We start from the raw sequence: 19,439 nt of genomic DNA, 5'->3' as shown, positions 1-19,439 counted from the left end.
ATGTTAAAAATTGAAGAGATTCATGAACTAATTAAATTAATTGACGAATCAACAATTGATGAATTTACGTACGAAAATGAAGGTGCAAAAATCAAGTTAAAGAAAAATAAAGAAGTCGTTCAGCAAGTTGCGGCACAAGCACCAGTGGCTCCTGTCCAAGCAGCTCCAGCTCAACAAGCTCCTAAAGCACAAGCTCCAGCTCAGACCGAAGCCCCTGCACAAGAGGCAACTGCGTCTGAAAACCTGCATAAAATCACATCCCCAATGGTTGGCACATTTTACGCTTCTTCTTCACCAGAAGCAGATCCATATGTGACAACAGGTTCTAAAGTGAAGGAAAACTCAGTTGTATGTATCGTTGAAGCGATGAAACTGTTTAATGAAATCGAAGCAGAAGTAAAAGGCGAAATCGTCGAAGTATTAGCTGAAAACGGTCAGCTTGTAGAATTCGGACAACCCCTCTTTCTAGTGAAAGCAGAGTAAGGAGTACGATCATGATTAAAAAGCTATTAATTGCAAACAGAGGAGAAATCGCAGTTAGAATCATCCGTGCTTGTAAAGAGCTTGGAATTGAAACAGTTGCGGTATTTTCTGAAGCGGATCGTGATGCGCTGCATGTTCAAATGGCTGATGAAGCATATTGCATCGGACCGACTGCTTCAAAAGATAGTTATTTAAATGTGACAAATATTGTCAGTGTGGCAAAACTAACAGGTACAGATGCCATCCATCCAGGATATGGTTTCCTTGCTGAAAATGCAGACTTTGCAGAGCTTTGCGAGGAATGTAATGTCATCTTTGTTGGACCAACTGCGTCAGCAATTTCCAAAATGGGAACGAAAGATGTGGCAAGAGAAACAATGAAGCAAGCTGGTGTTCCAATTGTCCCTGGTTCTCAAGGAATTGTAAAAGATCTTGATGATGCTGTTTCAACAGCAGCTGGTATTGGGTATCCTGTCATTATTAAAGCAACTGCAGGCGGCGGTGGTAAAGGTATCCGTGTGGCTCGCACAGAAGAAGAGCTCATTAACGGTGTCACCATCACGCAGCAGGAAGCAGCACAAAACTTCGGGAACCCAGGTGTCTATTTGGAGAAATTCATTGAAGACTTTAGACACGTTGAAATGCAAGTCCTTGCTGATCAGCATGGGAATACCATTCACTTAGGTGAACGTGATTGTTCTATCCAAAGAAGAATGCAAAAGCTTTTGGAAGAAACGCCATCACCTGCACTAAATGCAGATATTCGTGAGCAAATGGGTGAAGCTGCCGTAAAAGCAGCCGAAGCTGTTGAATACACAGGTGCTGGAACGGTTGAATTCATTTACGATTATAATGAAGAGAAGTTTTACTTCATGGAAATGAATACACGTATCCAAGTAGAGCATCCTGTAACGGAAATGGTCACTGGTGTTGATTTGATCAAAGAACAGATCAAAGTAGCTTCAGGTGAAAAGCTTTCCCTTACGCAAGAGGATGTCGTATACGAAGGCTGGGCGATTGAATGTCGTATTAATGCAGAGAACCCTGAGAAAAACTTCATGCCTTCTGCTGGTGAAATTAAAATGTACCTTCCGCCAGGCGGTTTAGGAGTACGTATTGATTCTGCCGCTTATCCTGGTTATGTGATTCCGCCATATTACGATAGTATGATTGCGAAAGTGATCACATATGGTAAAACGAGAGAAGAAGCAATTGCAAGAATGAAACGTGCGCTTCAAGAATTCGTCATTGAAGGAGTCTACACAACGATTCCATTCCACCTCAGATTACTAGAGCACGAAACATTTGTGAGCGGTAATTTTAATACGAAGTTTTTAGAAACGTATCAAATTATGAAATAATAACAGCTTTCGGAGGTGAATGATCGTGTCAGAAAACAATTTGCTTGAAATGAACCTTGATGAAGATCAATTGGGAAAAGTGCAAATTGCGCCAGAAGTGATTGAAGTCATTGCTGGGATCGCTGCATCAGAGGTCGAAGGAATTGCGGAAATGCGCGGCAACTTCGCTGCTGATGTGGCAGAACGCTTTGGGAAGAAAAATCACCGTAAAGGTGTGAAAGTAGATGTCTCTGATGAAGGCATCACAATTGATGTGTATTGTGTGGTTGAATTTGGCCTATCCATTCCAAAGGTATCCACTGCTGTTCAAGAAAATATCCGTCAAACCCTTTTAAACATGACGGCCTTAACGATTAATGAAATCAACATTCATGTCGTCGGCATTCAATTTGATACAAAAACAGCTGAAGCTGAAGTTGATCAAGAAATGTAAAAAGGGTTGAAGTGAAACCAAGGAGGCATTGCCTCTTTGGTTTTTTAAAGCCCATTTTTGGGGAAATTCCGCATGATGATTACGTCACGCATGGAGAGATTCGTTTTTCGTCATAGCTCGCATGGATCTTGGTGCGACTACGGTCAAAATATGTTATGATCTCTGTATGGCTTAACGACAAGCGGATAAAGTGGTTAAAGGAGTAAATAATGAAAAGAAGAACTGCAAGAGAAAAGGCGCTACAAACATTATTTCAAATTGATGTCAGCAATATTGATCCGAAAGAGGCCATTACACATGCGCTGGATGAACAAGAATCAGATCCTTTTTTCGAGGAACTGGTTTTCGGTGTGCTCGAACAAAAGGACAAGCTCGATGACATGATTTCACAGCATCTTGTGAATTGGAAACTTGATCGTATTGCGAACGTAGACAGAGCCATTTTAAGGCTGTCTGTGTACGAAATGGTATATCAAGAAGATATCCCGGTGAGTGTTTCAATGAATGAAGCCATTGAACTGGCTAAATTGTTCGGTGACGATAAGGCGACGAAATTTGTAAATGGTGTACTTTCAAACATTAAAAACGACCTAAAGCAGTAATAGGAGGATTCGACATGACAGCAACAATCATCGATGGGAAAGAAACAGCAAAAGAAAAGCGTGAACAATTAGCAAAAGAAGTAGAAGAGCTAAAACAAAAAGGAGTCACACCTGGTCTTGCCGTTATTCTAATCGGTGATGATCCGGCTTCACTTTCTTACGTACGCGGGAAGAAAAAAGCAGCAGAAGCCATGGGCATGCATTTCCAGCTTGATCATTTAGATGCTTCTTTAACAGAAGAGGAATTGCTAAAGATGATTGATCAGTACAATGCAAATGATCAATTCCACGGAATTCTTGTTCAGCTTCCACTGCCAAAACATATTTCTGAAAAAGCCGTCATTGAACGAATTTCACCAGAGAAAGACGTAGATGGTTTTCATCCGCTGAATATCGGGAAAATGCTACTTGGGGAAGACACATTCCTCCCTTGCACACCAGCAGGTATTGTTGAATTATTGAACAAAACAGGTGTGGATCTCTCTGGTAAAGAAGTGGTCGTTGTAGGACGAAGCAATATCGTCGGCAAACCAGTTGGACAATTGCTATTAAATGAAAATGCAACCGTCACCTACTGTCATTCAAGAACGGCGAACATTTCAGAACATACGTTAAAAGCGGACATTTTAGTTGTTGCCGTCGGTCGAGCAAACTTTATTAAAGCTGACCAAATTAAAGAAGGCGCTATTGTCATTGATGTAGGAGTCAATCGTCTAGAAACAGGGAAACTTGTAGGGGACGTTGACTTTGAAGCAGCAAAAGAAAAAGCTTCATACATCACACCAGTCCCTGGCGGAGTGGGTCCAATGACAATTACGATGCTTGCACACAATACGGTTAAATCAGCAAAACGTACATTATCATAAGCTTGATCCATTCATCCACCTGCGTGCTGCCGGTGGATGAATGTGCGTTTTTGAAGAGGAGGAATACGTCATGAGTGAAAAAGCCTTTGTGACGGTCACAGCCCTTACAAAATACATAAAAAGAAAATTTGATGTTGACCCTCATTTAGAAGATATTTGGATCAAAGGTGAGTTATCAAATGTGAAGATTCATTCAAGGGGGCATGTTTATTTCACCTTAAAGGACGAAAATGCACGTATGCAAGCTGTTATGTTCCAGCGCTCCGCGTCCAAGCTACCTTTTTCACCAAAGAGCGGAATGAAAGTGTTCGTACGTGGCGGAATTCAAGTCTACGAACCGAGCGGAAGCTATCAATTATATGCAAAAGAAATGCAGCCTGATGGTGTTGGTGCTCTTCATCTTGCCTATGAAGAGCTGAAGAAGAAACTAGCAAGTGAAGGCTTATTTGATGAGCGCTATAAAAAAACAATTCCTGAATTTCCAGAGGTTGTTGGTGTTATTACATCCCCAACAGGAGCAGCTGTTCGAGATGTCATTACCACGATCAATCGGCGCTATCAGCAGGCCAAGATCATTGTGCTTCCGGCATTAGTCCAAGGAGAAAATGCTCCGCGTTCGATTGTGGAACGGATTAAAGAAGCCAATGAAAAACAGCTTTGTGATGTCTTGATTGTCGGGAGAGGCGGAGGATCGATTGAAGAACTTTGGGCCTTTAATGAAGAAGCAGTCGCAAGAGCGATCTTCGCATCAGACATTCCAATCATTTCTGCGGTTGGGCACGAAACAGACTTTACCATTAGTGATTTCACTGCAGACATGAGAGCACCCACACCAACAGGAGCAGCAGAACTAGCTGTTCCAAGCACCGCCGACTTAATCGAACGAATCAAATCAATCGACATTCGGTTAACAAGAGCGGTAAAAAATCGAACGTCACAAGCAAAAGACCGTCTTGTGGCACTTCAATCCTCTTATGCTTTCCGTTTTCCAAAGCGATTACAAGAGCAAAAAGAGCAGCAATTTGATATGGTATTTGATCGTTTTCAAAAACAGCTGACAAGACAAATGGAACAAAAACGCAGTCAACTTGACCGCCAAACATATAGGCTGAAGCCGCTTCATCCAAAAGAGCAGCTGCTTCAGGCGAAAAAACGCCACGCCAATGAAACAGAACAGCTCACTCGGAGCATGAATGTGCAAATGAAATCAATTCATTCGCAGTTCCAATCGGTTCTTGGTAAACTAAATGCATTAAATCCGCTTCAAGTCATGGAAAGAGGCTATAGTTTAGCCTATAAAGAAGATGAGCTCATTAAAAGTGTGAATCAAGTAGAAACGAAGGATCAACTGACGATTACAATGAAGGATGGACGTCTGATTTGTGAGGTTATTGAGAAGGAGGGCAATCATCATGACAGAATCAAATAAACAAAAAGAAGAACAAATGACATTTGAAGAGGCCATGAAAGGACTTGAAGAGATTGTGGGAAAGCTCGAAGAAGGCGATGTACCGCTTGAACAAGCCATCCACTATTTCCAAGAGGGCATGACACTCTCAAAACTTTGCCATGAAAAATTACAGCATGTTGAAAAGCAAATGGATTTCATTTTAAAAGAGGACGGTGAACTGGCTCCTTTTTCAGTGAAGGAGGCAGATGCTGGTGACAAGTAACTTAAACGAATTTTTAACAACACGAAAACAAGCAATTGAAGATTATTTATTTACATATGTGCAGGAATTGTCTATTCCAGAAGAGCTGAAATCTTCTATGCTTTATTCTCTGAAAGCTGGCGGAAAAAGACTGCGTCCTGTGCTTGTTCTTGCTCTTTTAAATGCGTATGGAAAAAGGGAAGAAGACGGTATACCAGTAGGCTGCGCAGTGGAAATGATTCATACGTATTCCTTGATACATGATGATCTTCCTTGTATGGACGATGATGATCTGCGCAGAGGAAAGCCGACCAACCATAAAGTATATGGCGAGGCAACAGCCGTTCTTGCAGGTGATGCGCTGCTCACTGAAAGCTTCCGTCTGATTACATCGCAATTATCTGACGATGTACCTGCTGATCAAAAGCTTAGAATCATCGATGAACTTGTTACATCAGCAGGTGCACTCGGAATGGTTGGCGGGCAATTTGATGATATGGAAGCAGAACAGAAACAAATTCCTCTTTCTGAACTAGAATCGATTCATGCGCGCAAAACAGGAAAGCTACTCACCTTTAGTGTGGTTGCTGGTGCGATACTGGCAGGTGCACCTGATGATGAGATCGAAAAGCTGAGAGAATTCAGCTATCATATTGGTATTGCTTTTCAAATCCGTGATGATATTTTAGATCTTGAAGGCAGCGAAGAGAAAATAGGAAAGCGGATCGGCTCCGATACAGCAAATGAAAAGTCGACATATCCTTCTTTATTAACGCTTTCAGGAGCAAAAGAAAAGCTGGATGAACATATCACTCGTGCGAAAGAAATTGTCTCAAATCTTGAGTTAGAGCAAAACTTGCTGCATGATTTATGCGATCTGATTGCCTCACGAGATCACTAAAAACAGCCTAGATTTGAGGGTCCTCGAGCAATTGTGGTAAACTGTAAACAGTTTATCATGATGAGACAACTCTTATTCCTGAATTGGTTTTCATAGGAATAAGGCATTATATATGTAGATAGAAATTTTGTTGAAAGCGAGTTGATCCTGATTGGATCTTTTATCAATAAAAAATCCAACGTTTCTAAAAGGAATGTCAAATGCAGAATTAGAGGAGCTTAGTGCGGACATTCGCACGTTTTTAATTGAGTCGTTAGCGAACTCTGGTGGGCACATTGGTCCAAACCTTGGTGTCGTTGAACTTACTGTTGCACTTCACAAAGTATTTGACAGCCCGAAAGACAAATTTCTTTGGGATGTTGGACATCAGTCTTACGTTCACAAGCTGTTAACTGGAAGAGGCGCCGAGTTTGATACACTTCGTCAATATAAAGGGCTCTGCGGTTTCCCTAAACGAAATGAAAGTGAACATGATGTTTGGGAGACTGGACACAGTTCAACCTCATTATCTGGTGCAATGGGAATGGCGGCAGCGCGTGACATTAAAGGAACAGATGAATACATTCTCCCGATTATCGGCGATGGTGCACTAACCGGCGGTATGGCGTTAGAAGCACTGAACCATATCGGGGATGAAAAAAAAGACATGATTGTGATCTTAAACGACAATGAAATGAGTATTGCGCCAAACGTTGGTGCGATCCATACAATGCTTGGCAGACTACGTACAGCTGGTAAATACCAATGGGTAAAGGACGAGCTTGAATACTTATTCAAGCGTATCCCAGCAGTAGGCGGGAAGCTTGCTGCAACAGCAGAACGTATCAAGGACAGTCTGAAGTATTTGCTTGTCTCTGGTATGTTCTTTGAGGAAATGGGCTTTACTTACTTAGGACCAGTAGATGGACATTCCTATGAAGATTTGTTTGAGAATCTTGAGTATGCAAAGAAAACAAAAGGCCCGGTTCTCCTTCATGTCATCACGAAAAAAGGAAAAGGCTATAAGCCGGCCGAATCTGATAAAATCGGTACATGGCACGGAACAGGACCATACAAAATCGACACAGGTGACTTTGTGAAACCGACAGCAGCCGCACCGTCATGGAGTGGTCTCGTCAGTGAAACCGTCAGAAAGCTGGCACGGGAAGATGGGCGAATTGTCGCAATTACACCTGCAATGCCCGTTGGCTCAAAGCTTGAAGGGTTTGCAAAAGAATTCCCAGAGCGAATGTTTGATGTTGGAATTGCAGAGCAGCACGCTGCAACAATGGCAGCTGGACTTGCTACACAGGACATGAAGCCATTTTTAGCGATTTATTCAACGTTCCTCCAAAGAGCCTATGACCAAGTGCTGCATGATATTTGCCGTCAAAATCTCAATGTGTTCATTGGAATTGACCGTGCAGGTCTTGTCGGTGCAGATGGAGAAACGCATCAAGGTGTGTTTGACATTGCTTTCATGCGTCATATGCCGAATATGGTTCTCATGATGCCAAAGGATGAAAATGAAGGACAGCACATGGTCAACACAGCCATTCAATATGATGATGGTCCAATTGCCATGCGCTTCCCGCGTGGAAATGGACTAGGCGTCAAAATGGATGAACAGCTGAAAACCATCCCAATTGGTTCTTGGGAAGTTCTTCGTCCCGGGAAAGATGCTGTCATTTTAACATTCGGTACAACCATTAAAATGGCGCTGCAGGCAGCAGAAGAACTGCAAAAAGAAGGAAAATCAATTCGTGTTGTCAATGCACGTTTCATTAAGCCTCTTGATGAAGGCATGTTAAATGAGATACTGTCTGAAGGTTTGCCAATTTTAACAATAGAAGAAGCGGTGCTTCAGGGTGGATTTGGCAGCAGCGTACTAGAATATATTCACGACAAAAAAGCGTCTCATATAAAAGTAGAACGTATGGGCATTCCAGATGAATTTATTGAGCATGGAAGTGTCGATGCGCTACTTGAGGAAATTGGACTGACGAAAACACAGGCTGCTGAAACGTTACGTGACCTGCTTCCCGCAGCACCAAGAAAAGGAATTGGATCATGACATCAAAGAAAGAACGACTTGACGTTTTATTAGTCGAACAAGGACTAATGGAAACGAGAGAGAAAGCAAAACGCGCCATTATGGCAGGGATCGTTTACTCAAATGAAAACCGTTTGGATAAGCCAGGAGAAAAAATCGCTCGTGATACCCCGCTGACTGTGAAGGGGAATCCGCTGAAATATGTCAGCCGAGGTGGGCTAAAGCTCGAAAAGGCACTTCAAGAATTTGATTTAACCGTTGAAGGAAAGCTTTTAATTGATATCGGCTCATCAACAGGGGGATTTACAGATTGCGCACTCCAAAATGGAGCAGTCAAATCCTATGCTGTGGATGTTGGCTACAATCAGCTTGCGTGGAAATTACGACAGGATGATCGGGTGATCGTCATGGAACGCACCAACTTCCGCCATTCTGTTCCGGCAGATTTCACCGAAGGATTACCAGAGGTTGCATCTATTGATGTATCATTTATCTCGCTCAAACTCATTCTTCCCGCATTAAAGCATATTCTTATCCCAGGCGGCGACTGTATTGCGCTAGTAAAGCCGCAGTTTGAAGCGGGCAGAGAGCTTGTTGGAAAAAAAGGCATTGTGCGAGAACCTTCTGTACATCTTGGTGTGCTAGAAGAAATGAATCAATTTGCTGCAAAAGAAGGCTATGATGTAAAGGATGTTTCGTTTTCACCGATTACAGGTGGAGATGGAAATATCGAATTTCTCCTCCACTTGGTCCTGCATCCCGATCAAGAAGAGAATACGGCACTTCCAGTATCTGAACTTGAAAAAGTCGTCAAAGAAGCCCATGCCGTATTGAAAGAAAAGAAAAACAGTCCTGAGCCGGCTGACACATGAATTATTGAAACAAAAGGAATAATAGCTCGCTATTATTCCTTTTAGATTGTTGACAAAGGGCTAAAATGAACTTGATTTTAGCCCTTTGTCTTCTTTTCAGCGTGATAGAAAACCTTTGCAGTCTAGGAAGGACGAGTACTGGCGCGGAGCGAATTTGGCATTCGTGAGCACCAGAGCGCAGGACTGACAAAGAATGCGAGGGTTTGTCTACATGCTGAAAGGAATAATAGCTCGCTATTATTCCTTTTTACATGGTCAAAAGATCAGAATTGACCGTTTCTCACGTAATGCTTGTTTTTTGAAGTGTGCATCATATAACATAGAACGTAAAGACAAACTGAGATTCTAACGCCTAGGGGGGTCAAAATGAACAAAGGTCAAAGACATATTAAGATTAGAGAAATTATCGCAAGCCAAGAAATCGAAACACAAGACGAATTAGTCGATATTTTGAAAGCGGATGGATATAACATCACACAGGCGACCGTATCAAGAGATATCAAAGAACTGCATTTAGTCAAAGTGCCAACAAATAATGGAACATATAAATACAGCCTTCCTGCAGATCAGCGGTTTAACCCGCTATCAAAATTAAAGCGTTCCTTAATGGACGCATTTATTAAAATGGATGCTGCCAGTCATTTAATCGTTCTAAAAACAATGCCTGGGAACGCTCAAGCCATCGGTGCTTTAATGGATAATTTAGATTGGGAAGAAATTATGGGAACCATTTGTGGGGATGATACCATCTTAATCATTTGCCGCACGCCAGACGATACGGATACCGTTTCGTCCAAAATCTTAGAGCTTCTATAAAGAGATCAGGTTTACAAAAAGAGGTGTCAAATGAGTGTTAGCAGAACTAACCATTAAAAACTTTGCAATCATTGAGGAGTTAACGGTTTCGTTTGAAAAAGGACTCACAGTTCTAACAGGGGAAACAGGTGCCGGAAAATCAATCATGATTGACGCTGTCTCACTTCTCGTAGGGGGAAGAGGATCATCCGAATTTGTCCGTTATGGCGAAAAAAAAGCAGAGCTGGAAGGTCTTTTTCTTGTACCAGCAGATCATCCTGTATTTGCCCTTTGTGAGGAGCAAGGAATTGATGCATCTGATGAAATGATGATTCTTCGCCGTGATATCAATCAAAGTGGGAAAAGCATTTGCCGCATTAATGGTAAGCTTGTCACCATCTCGCTTTTAAGAGAAGTTGGCCGGCTTTTGCTTGATATACATGGACAGCACGATAATCAGCTGTTAATGGAAGATGAAAATCATTTGCATTTGCTTGATCAATTTGGAGCAGATGAAATTGCACCTGCTCTCTCACAGTATCAAGAAGCGTATGATCAATATATGAAGACAGCGCAAAAGCTCAAACAGCTGTCTGAAAATGAACAGGAAATGGTTCACCGGTTAGACTTATTGCAATTTCAGCTGGAAGAGATTGAAGCGGCACAATTAGAGCCTGGAGAAGATGAGAAGCTTCAAGAGGAACGTCATCAAATCAGCAATTTTGAAAAAATCTTTTCCTCGCTTCAAAACGCATATAATGCTCTGCGTAATGAGCAGGGAGGACTTGATTGGGTTGGAATGGCTTCAAGCGAGCTTGAGCAAGTTTCTGAGATCAACGACGATCTGAAAAAGCTCTCTGAGCAAGTGTCAAACTCCTATTATTTATTAGAAGATTCTACTTTTCAAATGCGCAGCATGCTTGATCAATTAGAATTTGACCCAGCCCGTCTTGATTTTATTGAGTCTAGGTTAAATGAGATGAAGCAGCTGAAGCGAAAGTACGGCACAACCGTTGAGGAAATTTTAGAATATGCGGCTAAGATTGAAGAGGAGATAGACCAAATCCAAAATCGAGATAGCCATTTGCAGACACTTAAAAACAAACTTGACGCGATAAGCCGGGATGCATTGCTTGAAGCGCTCAACGTGTCAGAGCTCCGTAAAAAATGGGCGAAAAAACTGGCGAAGCACATTCAAGCTGAATTGAAGGATTTATATATGGAGAAGTCTTCTTTTGATACCGCTTTTACGATTCGATATGCACCATTTGGCAGTACGGACTGCCCGCTTTTAGATGGAAAACCCGTACAGCTCGGGAAAAATGGCATAGATCAAGCGCAATTTGTCATTTCTACAAATCCGGGTGAACCGATGAAATCTTTGTCAAAAGTAGCATCTGGAGGAGAAATTTCACGTGTCATGCTGGCAGTGAAAAGTATTTTCTCAGCGAAACAAGAAGTGACGTCCATTATATTTGATGAAGTGGATACAGGCGTTAGCGGCAGAGTCGCACAAGCCATTGCTGAAAAAATTTATAAAGTTGCAGCAGGCTCACAAGTACTCTGTATTACCCATCTGCCGCAAGTCGCAGCAATGGCTGATACACATCTTTTTATTTCTAAACGCGCTAAAGCTGGTAGAACAATGACGAACGTCAAACCACTAAGTGATGATGAAAAAGTGAGTGAAATCGGCCGAATGATTGCTGGTGTAGAAGTCACTGAGCTCACAAAACAGCATGCAAAAGAATTACTGCACCAAGCAAATGATGTCAAAACGACAGGGTAGCTGAAACAACAGCTACCTTTTTTATATTGTCTCATATTCGCCGTATATACGCATGAAATCGTCTTTTTCTTTTATCAATTTATCCAATCATTTTCTAAAGGTGCCGGTTATAAATCCTCGCTAAGAAGGCAAAAGTAAAGATGTAGCCAAAACATTAATGTTCTGGTGTGGGTAAGGAGCGAGGAGAGTGAAAAATGAATGCCCGAAAAGATGAGAAAAGCCATTGGTGTGATTCTCCTTGTTTCTTTAATAAGTACAGGGTTTATGAGCATAGTGAAGGAATATATCAGCATTCCAACAACTGTCGCAGTATTTGAACACGAGAAGCATTCGATTGATACATCAATTGAAGCGTCAGCCAATGCTTCTTCACCAGCCTTTAGTCTTTCAGAGAAAAAGAATCAACTTGAAGTAACGGGACAAAAGGCGGGAAAAGCCGAAATTGTTTATGATTTTAAAGGATTTCCTATTAAGAAAACAAAAGTCGATGTTCTTCCCGAATTAAAAGTCATTCCTGGAGGACAATCCATTGGCGTCAAACTCCACTCTGTCGGAGTTCTCGTTGTCGGTTTTCATCAAATCACAACAGCAGACGGCAAAAAATCACCAGGTGAAGCCGCAGGCATTCAATCAGGGGATATGATCATTGAGATCAATGGTCACAAAATGGAGAAGATGAATGACCTCACCCCATTTATTCAGAAAGCCGGAAAAACGGGGGAAACCCTTCATTTACTCATAAAAAGAGACCATAAAACCTTTCAAACGACATTAACACCCGCGAAAGATGCAAGTGAAGGTACTTATCGAATCGGTCTTTATATTCGTGATTCCGCAGCAGGAATCGGGACGATGACCTTCTTTGAACCATCTTCTAAAAAATATGGCGCCCTTGGGCATGTGATTTCTGACATGGATACAAAAAAACCAATCGTGGTCGACAATGGTGAAATTGTCAGATCAACCGTCACATCCATTGAAAAAGGGACAGGAGGCAACCCTGGAGAAAAATTGGCCAGGTTTTCTTCCGAAAGAAAAACGATAGGTGATATTTCACGTAACAGTCCATTCGGTATATTTGGTACATTAACCGAAAAACTTGAAAATCATGTAGCAGACAAACCACTTCCAGTTGCATTATCAAATGAAGTAAAAGAAGGTCCAGCCGAAATATTAACGGTTGTGGACCATGATAAAGTAGAGAAATTTGATATTAAAATCGTCAGCACAACACCGCAAAAATTCCCGGCAACAAAAGGAATGGTGCTTAAAGTAACGGATGAGCGCTTATTAAGCAAAACGGGCGGGATCGTTCAAGGAATGAGCGGAAGTCCGATCATCCAAAATGGCAAAGTCATTGGAGCGGTCACTCACGTGTTCGTCAATGACCCGACAAGCGGATACGGCGTACACATTGAATGGATGCTGTCAGAAGCAGGAATTGATCTTTATCAAAAAAACAAAAAAGCAAGCTGACGAAAAACTGCCGCGAATCTTCCGGCAGTTTTTTTCTACCCTTTCTTTCTCTTCCATCATGTTATAAAATAAGGAAAAAGAGATTTTTCGACAAAATGGAAAACAGTGTATTGTCAAATTGCAATAATCGTCGATTCATTAAGAAAAACGTAGAAAAAGCTAGATAATGCTCTATTATTCGGAAAATTAAACTTTTTTAAAGGGGATAGCATGGTTTTGTCGAATTGAACACTCAGAAGAGAAATGCAAAAGACTAAGGAATCGACATTGGGGAGGAAAGAACGTGGAGAAAATTAAAGTGTGTGTAGCTGATGACAATCGAGAACTTGTTGGCCTTTTGACAGAGTATATTGAGGGACAGGAAGATATGGAAGTACTTGGCGTGGCGTATAATGGTCAGGAATGTCTGACATTATTTAAAGATAAAGAGCCCGACGTTCTCCTCTTAGATATTATCATGCCTCATTTAGACGGTCTTGCTGTACTGGAACGCCTCCGTGAAAACAATGAAATGACCAAACAGCCAAGTGTCATTATGCTGACGGCTTTCGGACAAGAAGACGTAACGAAAAAAGCGGTCGATTTGGGCGCATCCTATTTCATTTTGAAACCATTCGATATGGAAAACCTCGTAGGTCATATTCGTCAAGTCAGTGGAAACGGCACACAAGTCAGCCATCGATCTTCATCTATCCAAAACAGTGTCCTTCGCAGCAAAACTGAACCGAAACGTAAGAACTTAGATGCGAGCATTACGACAATTATTCATGAGATTGGCGTGCCAGCTCATATTAAAGGCTATTTATACTTAAGAGAAGCCATTTCGATGGTGTACAATGATATTGAACTACTCGGCAGTATTACAAAAGTATTGTACCCAGACATTGCAAAGAAATTTAACACGACAGCCAGCAGGGTAGAACGAGCGATTCGTCATGCCATTGAAGTGGCTTGGAGCAGAGGGAATATTGACTCCATTTCCTCACTCTTTGGTTACACAGTCAGCATGTCAAAAGCCAAACCAACCAATTCAGAATTTATTGCGATGGTGGCTGATCGTCTGCGTTTAGAGCATAGAGCAAGCTAAGTCAACGTCCATAAAAAAACGTTTCTTCAATGAGGCGTTTTTTTATTTTTGTAAAATATTGCTAAAAAATGGATATGTTGATAAAATCATCTTTAATGTTTAAATTGGACAAACGGGTCGCTTTATTTTCAGAATAAAATGAAAAATGAAGCATGAAAGAAATGAATAGGACATAAAATAGTGGTAATCAGCTACGCTAATCAACTGGCTTATAGAAGAAGAAAACGCTCATTCGTAAGAAAAAGGATGAGAGGAAAAGGTCTTATGTAATTGGTAAATAAAGCAAATGAGATCGAAAGTTCTATTTCTATTGACCCGATTGGTTGGCGTTTTAAAGTCACTGGCTTCTTAGAGATTGTGCCATTTGAACTGAATATTCCCATTGTCGAATTTAATAATTTTCACATTCTTTTACTATGCTATAATAATGAAAAGAAGAGGGTGAGGTTATGGGAAAGCTGAAAATCCACTCTGCTGAGGTTGCGAACGAAATTAGCAAGTGGACGAGGGTCATTTCTCAGAATGACCTAGAAAAATCTGCTGTCTATAAAGAGAAAATTCAGAATTTGCTAAAAAATACAGATGAGGACCGAGAAGTTCTTCTTTATTATCAGCTAGTCGACGGCAGACATGAAATGTTACTTGGAAATATTGAAAAAGCCAATCAGATTATGAAAAGTGTCGGAACGCTGGATGAAAAAGCAGATGACATTATTAATTTTTATTTTTACTTTTATAAAGGCCAATATGCCGCCTATGTCAAAAAATATGATGAGGCGATTAGTTTTTATAAGATTGCAGAGCAGCGTCTAAAACGTGTGAATGAAGATCTTGAAGTAGGGACTTTTCATCATAAAGTCGCTTCCATTTATTACGAACTGAAGCAAAATTTCATTTCCATTAATCATATTAAAAAAGCCATTGATACGTTTAAAGCGCATGAGGAATATACCGCGCAGGCGATTGACAGCTTAATCTTACATGCGAGCAACTGTATTGATTTACTACAGTTTGATGAAGCTGAGGAAAAGTACCAAGAGGCACTTGAGAAAAGTAAGCGCATTAACAATGAAGTGCTGATTGGGAAGTGCTATCACAATTTAGCGGTTCTTTATTACGCAAAACATGATTATGAAAAAAGCGCACAATACGCCAAAAAAGGGATGAGCATTCAAATTCATCGCGACAATAGCCATTATTTCATCCAATCTTTATATGTTCTCGCAAATGCCTTAGTTCATTTAGGAGATCATGAGGCGAAAGAATATATTAAAGAGGGGATTCAATATAGCTGCGATATCCAAAATAATGAATATATAGTAAAATTTGAAATTTTGGATCTGATGTGCGAAAATAGTGGAGCGGCAGACGTATTCTCTGAAAAATTAGACTACATAGAAAAAAATAGATTATATGTGGAGCTTGAGGATTTGTCTGAACAAATATCGAAATACTTCAAGGAACGAAATGATTATCAAAATGCCATTCGTTTTCTTGAAAAGAAATTCGATGCACAAATACTTCAAAAGAAAGTGGAGGTTATCTTATGAAAAAGTTGTTGTTAGGTGTAACAATCGTTACAGCAGTCGCAGTTGTTTCTTCCCTTTTTGCTCTTGACGCAGAGACGACAGAGCAAGCCATCAGAGCGATTACGTGATCGAATTTACCTGTCAACCTCTTCTCTCTAATCAGAAGAGGTTTTTTTATGTGCTCAAACTGGAAAAACGAAAACAGACACGTCATAATATAGGTAATCATCATATTTAGAGGTGGCATATGACGAAAATTTTTGCACATAGAGGCTTTAAAGGAAACTATCCAGAGAACACCATGATTGCCTTTGAGCACGCACTCCATTCTGGAGCGGATGGAATTGAGCTTGATGTTCAGCTCACCAAAGACGGCAGACTGGCTGTCATTCACGATGAAAAGCTGAATCGAACGACCAATATGAAAGGGTTAGTGAAAGACTATACATATGAAGAGTTAAAAAGAGGGGATGCCAGTCATTCTTTCTATGAAGAAACGGGTGCGGTCTCCATTCCTCTTTTAGAAGAAGTATTAGAGCTAGTGACGCAGCGACCATCCTTTATGATCAACATTGAATTAAAAAACTCTATTTATCGATATCCAGGGATTGAAGAGAAAGTAAAAGAGCAAATTGAGCACTTTCAAATAGAGGATCGTGTGCTTGTCTCATCATTTCATCACGGCAGTTTAGCTCTTTTTCACAAGCTGATGCCGCACATTGAACTGGCGGTCCTCACGATGGATGTGATTCATCAGCCGGAGATGTATTTAAAAACAATACCGGCAAAGGGGTACCATCCGAATATAAAGGGCGCTGGGGTGACAAAAGAAGTTGTATCCGCTCTCCATGCGGACCAACAAGTGATCAGACCGTTTACTGTAAACAGTGAGAAGCAAATAAAAAATATGTTGACCTTGGGTGTTGATGGAATCTTTACAGATTTTCCTGATCGTGCCGTCAAAATAAGAGAAGAAATGAAATAAAGACCTGCTATCAACAGCGGGTCTTTTTCATGCTTATCTTTGCTTAAAACGAGTTGTTACTTTATTTCGTTTACGGTCTCTATATAAAATAAATCCTGCAACAACATAAAGACCTCCCCCTAAAAATAACAACCCTGCAATTCCTTGCAGCCATAAATATGGAAATGGTGCAATGATGATGCCGAAAACAGTGTCACGCAGCAGCTTAATGCCAAGTGCTGCAAAGGCTCCAGGTATTAAAATAATCACTAATGCGAGTAGTCTTCCCATCGAATGTCCCCTTAAACGTCATTTACTTCCATTGTCTAATTCAAAAAATATTTTGTCAAGAAAGGAAAACGTGGTAATATAGGTGTTGTGCAATTTTTTGCAACGGAAATATATGGTGTGCAAAATTTTTCATATAAAGGGGTAACGGGATGCAGAGAGTCTTGATTGTCGGTGCAGGACAAGGTGGATCAGCACTGCTTGAAACATTGCTGAAAACAAATACGGTTCAAATCATTGCGATCGCCGACCTTGATCTCGAGGCACCGGGGATGGATGAAGCGAAAAAGAATGGAATTGAGACGACGACGGATTGGAAAGAATACATAAAAGATGACATTGATATCATCATTGAAACCACAGGCAGTTCTGCTGTACTGAAGGAACTAATTGAACAAAAACCAGAGCATGCTGTGATTGTGCCAAGCTCAATGGCATACGTCATTTCAGAATTAATGGCAGAGAAACAACAGCTTATTCAAATATTGAAGGAACAAACCTATAAACATGACCGCATTTTTAATGCAACGAATGATGGCATGATTTTTATTAATATGGATGAAGAAGTGGTCCTGTTTAATCGATCGGCTGCCAAAATGGTGGGGTGCTCGCAAAAGGATGCGATTGGCCGTCACATTCGAGAAGTGATTCCGAACACGAAACTTCCCGATATATTAAGGTCAAGGGAGCCGGAATTTAACCAAAAACAATTTTTGAATCAGCAAATTCAAATTGTGACCACCCGTCTGCCGATTATTGATGACGCGGGGAGAATGTTAGGTGCTTTATCCATCTTTAAAGACATAACAGATGCGGTGGAGCTTGCGGAGGAAGTAACGAACCTCAAAGAAGTAAGAACGATGCTTGAGGCGATTATTCAATCATCAGATGAAGCCATATCGGTTGTCGATGAGCAGGGGAAAGGTATCTTGATCAACCGTGCTTATACGAAAATGACCGGTTTAACGGATAAAGAGGTCGTGGGTAAACCAGCAGGAGCTGATATTTCCGAAGGGGAAAGCATGCACTTAAAGGTGCTTGAAACAAGAAGACCTGTTCGAGGCGTCAGAATGAAGGTTGGTCCAAACAAAAAAGATGTCATCGTCAATGTAGCACCTGTTATTGTTGACGGCATTCTAAAAGGCAGTGTCGGGGTCATTCACGATGTATCCGAAATCCAATCATTGACGAATGAATTAAATAAAGCAAGACAGCTCATCCGAACACTTGAAGCAAAGTACACATTTGAAGACATTATTGGAGAAAGTGAACAAATGCTTGTCGCACTTGAGCAGGCAAAGCTGGGCGCAAAAACGCCGGCAACCATTTTACTCCGCGGAGAATCAGGTACTGGGAAAGAGCTGTTTGCGCATGCCATTCACAATGAAAGTGATCGCAAGTACAACCGCTTTGTCCGTGTCAACTGTGCTGCCTTATCAGAAACTCTTTTAGAGTCAGAACTGTTTGGCTACGAGGAAGGAGCGTTTTCTGGTGCAAGGCGCGGCGGGAAAAAAGGGCTGTTTGAAGAAGCCAATCAAGGCAGCATCTTTTTAGATGAAATCGGTGAAATGACGCCAAGTACACAAGCGAAATTGCTGCGTGTCATGCAAGAAAAAGAAATTGTTCGGGTAGGCGGAACGAAAGCGATACCGGTCGATGTGCGTGTGATCACAGCGACAAATGTCAATATTGAAAAGGCGATGGCAGAAGGTAAGTTCAGAGAGGATTTATATTATCGAATGAACAGATACCCGATATCGATTCCACCACTCAGACAGCGTCTCGAAGATATTGAATCATTAAGTAAACGCCTCATTCAGAAGATCAATTTAGACTATGGGCGAAACGTCAGTGGCTTAACAGATCGTGCGCTTAATAGACTTCGATCATATAGCTGGCCAGGCAACGTGAGAGAGCTTGAAAATGTGCTTGGACGAGCTATGATCTTTTTGAATCCGCAAGAAGAATGGATCGATGAAGCACATATCGCCTTCATGGAGTCAGAAGAGCATGATGAAAAAGAGCAGCAGGAACTGGCTGTTAGTCAATTTGAGGGGGAGACGCTCTCGGATGCTGTAGAAGCATTTGAAGCGCAGCTGATCAAACAAACCCTTGAAAAACATCAATTCAATCGTACAAAAACAGCAAAAACGTTAGGGATCAGCATTCGAAATCTTTACTATAAAATGGATAAGTATCAGCTTGCAAAAGATAGCATGCAGTAACATGCATGTAACCTGCAAGAAATTGCATGATTTCTTTGCGAAAAGGTTTATTTTTCACACATTTCAAGCTGGCACGGAACTTGC

At 41.2% G+C, this 19,439-nt stretch carries 18 protein-coding genes; 17 read left to right on the top strand and 1 reads right to left on the bottom strand.

Translation table 11 applies throughout. The features are described 5' to 3' along the window. From accB to MHI41_RS11150, 16 genes are all read left to right on the top strand, one after another. The gene (gene accB / locus MHI41_RS11225) at window positions 1-483 is read left to right on the top strand and encodes an acetyl-CoA carboxylase biotin carboxyl carrier protein (RefSeq protein ID WP_019743732.1); all 483 of its coding nucleotides are present in this window, start codon (window positions 1-3) and stop codon (window positions 481-483) included. An 11-nt stretch (window positions 484-494) separates the two neighbouring features. Next, entirely contained in the window at window positions 495-1,844 is a 1,350-nt protein-coding gene (gene accC / locus MHI41_RS11220) for an acetyl-CoA carboxylase biotin carboxylase subunit (RefSeq protein WP_342494199.1), read from the top strand. A gap of 25 nt (window positions 1,845-1,869) precedes the next feature. After that, the gene (locus MHI41_RS11215; RefSeq protein WP_017357965.1) at window positions 1,870-2,277 is read left to right on the top strand and encodes an Asp23/Gls24 family envelope stress response protein; all 408 of its coding nucleotides are present in this window, start codon (window positions 1,870-1,872) and stop codon (window positions 2,275-2,277) included. A 209-nt stretch (window positions 2,278-2,486) separates the two neighbouring features. Next, on the top strand, window positions 2,487-2,879 hold the full coding sequence (gene nusB, locus MHI41_RS11210; protein ID WP_342494198.1) for a transcription antitermination factor NusB: 393 nt from the start codon (window positions 2,487-2,489) through the stop codon (window positions 2,877-2,879). A gap of 14 nt (window positions 2,880-2,893) precedes the next feature. Next, complete coding sequence (gene folD / locus MHI41_RS11205) at window positions 2,894-3,745, top strand: bifunctional methylenetetrahydrofolate dehydrogenase/methenyltetrahydrofolate cyclohydrolase FolD (RefSeq protein ID WP_007501171.1); 852 nt, start codon at window positions 2,894-2,896, stop codon at window positions 3,743-3,745. A 70-nt stretch (window positions 3,746-3,815) separates the two neighbouring features. After that, the gene (gene xseA, locus MHI41_RS11200) at window positions 3,816-5,174 is read left to right on the top strand and encodes an exodeoxyribonuclease VII large subunit (RefSeq protein ID WP_342494197.1); all 1,359 of its coding nucleotides are present in this window, start codon (window positions 3,816-3,818) and stop codon (window positions 5,172-5,174) included. Further along, window positions 5,158-5,418: an exodeoxyribonuclease VII small subunit gene (locus MHI41_RS11195; RefSeq protein ID WP_003215880.1), complete on the top strand. Its 261-nt coding sequence runs from the start codon at window positions 5,158-5,160 to the stop codon at window positions 5,416-5,418. Before xseA ends, MHI41_RS11195 begins: the two co-directional genes overlap by 17 nt. After that, window positions 5,408-6,298 carry a polyprenyl synthetase family protein gene (locus tag MHI41_RS11190; RefSeq protein ID WP_008342221.1) on the top strand — a complete coding sequence of 297 codons (891 nt, stop codon included), beginning with the start codon at window positions 5,408-5,410 and terminating at the stop codon, window positions 6,296-6,298. The genes MHI41_RS11195 and MHI41_RS11190 overlap by 11 nt, the downstream gene beginning before the upstream one ends. Window positions 6,299-6,449: 151 nt before the next feature. Then, complete coding sequence (dxs, locus tag MHI41_RS11185; protein ID WP_056705228.1) at window positions 6,450-8,351, top strand: 1-deoxy-D-xylulose-5-phosphate synthase; 1,902 nt, start codon at window positions 6,450-6,452, stop codon at window positions 8,349-8,351. Continuing rightward, window positions 8,348-9,202: a TlyA family RNA methyltransferase gene (locus MHI41_RS11180; protein WP_007501164.1), complete on the top strand. Its 855-nt coding sequence runs from the start codon at window positions 8,348-8,350 to the stop codon at window positions 9,200-9,202. The genes dxs and MHI41_RS11180 overlap by 4 nt, the downstream gene beginning before the upstream one ends. Window positions 9,203-9,568: 366 nt before the next feature. Further along, window positions 9,569-10,018 (top strand): transcriptional regulator ArgR, encoded by a 450-nt coding sequence (gene argR / locus MHI41_RS11175; protein WP_007501163.1) that lies wholly within the window; start codon window positions 9,569-9,571, stop codon window positions 10,016-10,018. 34 nt (window positions 10,019-10,052) lie between these two features. Further along, window positions 10,053-11,786, top strand: coding sequence for a DNA repair protein RecN (gene recN / locus MHI41_RS11170; RefSeq protein ID WP_041506971.1), 1,734 nt, complete (start codon window positions 10,053-10,055; stop codon window positions 11,784-11,786). Between the two features lie 198 nt (window positions 11,787-11,984). Further along, complete coding sequence (gene spoIVB, locus MHI41_RS11165; RefSeq protein WP_025207604.1) at window positions 11,985-13,262, top strand: SpoIVB peptidase; 1,278 nt, start codon at window positions 11,985-11,987, stop codon at window positions 13,260-13,262. Window positions 13,263-13,545: 283 nt separating this feature from the next. After that, window positions 13,546-14,349 (top strand): sporulation transcription factor Spo0A, encoded by an 804-nt coding sequence (spo0A, locus tag MHI41_RS11160; RefSeq protein WP_081114343.1) that lies wholly within the window; start codon window positions 13,546-13,548, stop codon window positions 14,347-14,349. 449 nt (window positions 14,350-14,798) lie between these two features. Continuing rightward, on the top strand, window positions 14,799-15,899 hold the full coding sequence (locus tag MHI41_RS11155; protein WP_007501159.1) for a Rap family tetratricopeptide repeat protein: 1,101 nt from the start codon (window positions 14,799-14,801) through the stop codon (window positions 15,897-15,899). 226 nt (window positions 15,900-16,125) lie between these two features. Continuing rightward, on the top strand, window positions 16,126-16,863 hold the full coding sequence (locus MHI41_RS11150) for a glycerophosphodiester phosphodiesterase (protein ID WP_008342228.1): 738 nt from the start codon (window positions 16,126-16,128) through the stop codon (window positions 16,861-16,863). A 33-nt stretch (window positions 16,864-16,896) separates the two neighbouring features. Here the strand turns inward: MHI41_RS11150 and MHI41_RS11145 are convergent, their stop codons facing one another. Further along, the gene (locus MHI41_RS11145; protein WP_008342229.1) at window positions 16,897-17,133 is read right to left on the bottom strand and encodes a DUF2627 domain-containing protein; all 237 of its coding nucleotides are present in this window, start codon (window positions 17,131-17,133) and stop codon (window positions 16,897-16,899) included. Between the two features lie 149 nt (window positions 17,134-17,282). Here MHI41_RS11145 and MHI41_RS11140 point away from each other — a divergent pair, with 149 nt between their 5' ends. Beyond that, window positions 17,283-19,355 carry a sigma-54-dependent Fis family transcriptional regulator gene (locus tag MHI41_RS11140; RefSeq protein ID WP_008342230.1) on the top strand — a complete coding sequence of 691 codons (2,073 nt, stop codon included), beginning with the start codon at window positions 17,283-17,285 and terminating at the stop codon, window positions 19,353-19,355. Window positions 19,356-19,439: the final 84 nt, after the last annotated feature.

The organism is Bacillus sp. FSL M7-0307 (assembly GCF_038627835.1).
Classification (GTDB): domain Bacteria; phylum Bacillota; class Bacilli; order Bacillales; family Bacillaceae; genus Bacillus; species Bacillus altitudinis.
The sequence above is the reverse complement of the archived record's forward strand: the minus strand, read 5'-3'. Positions and strand labels throughout refer to the sequence as shown.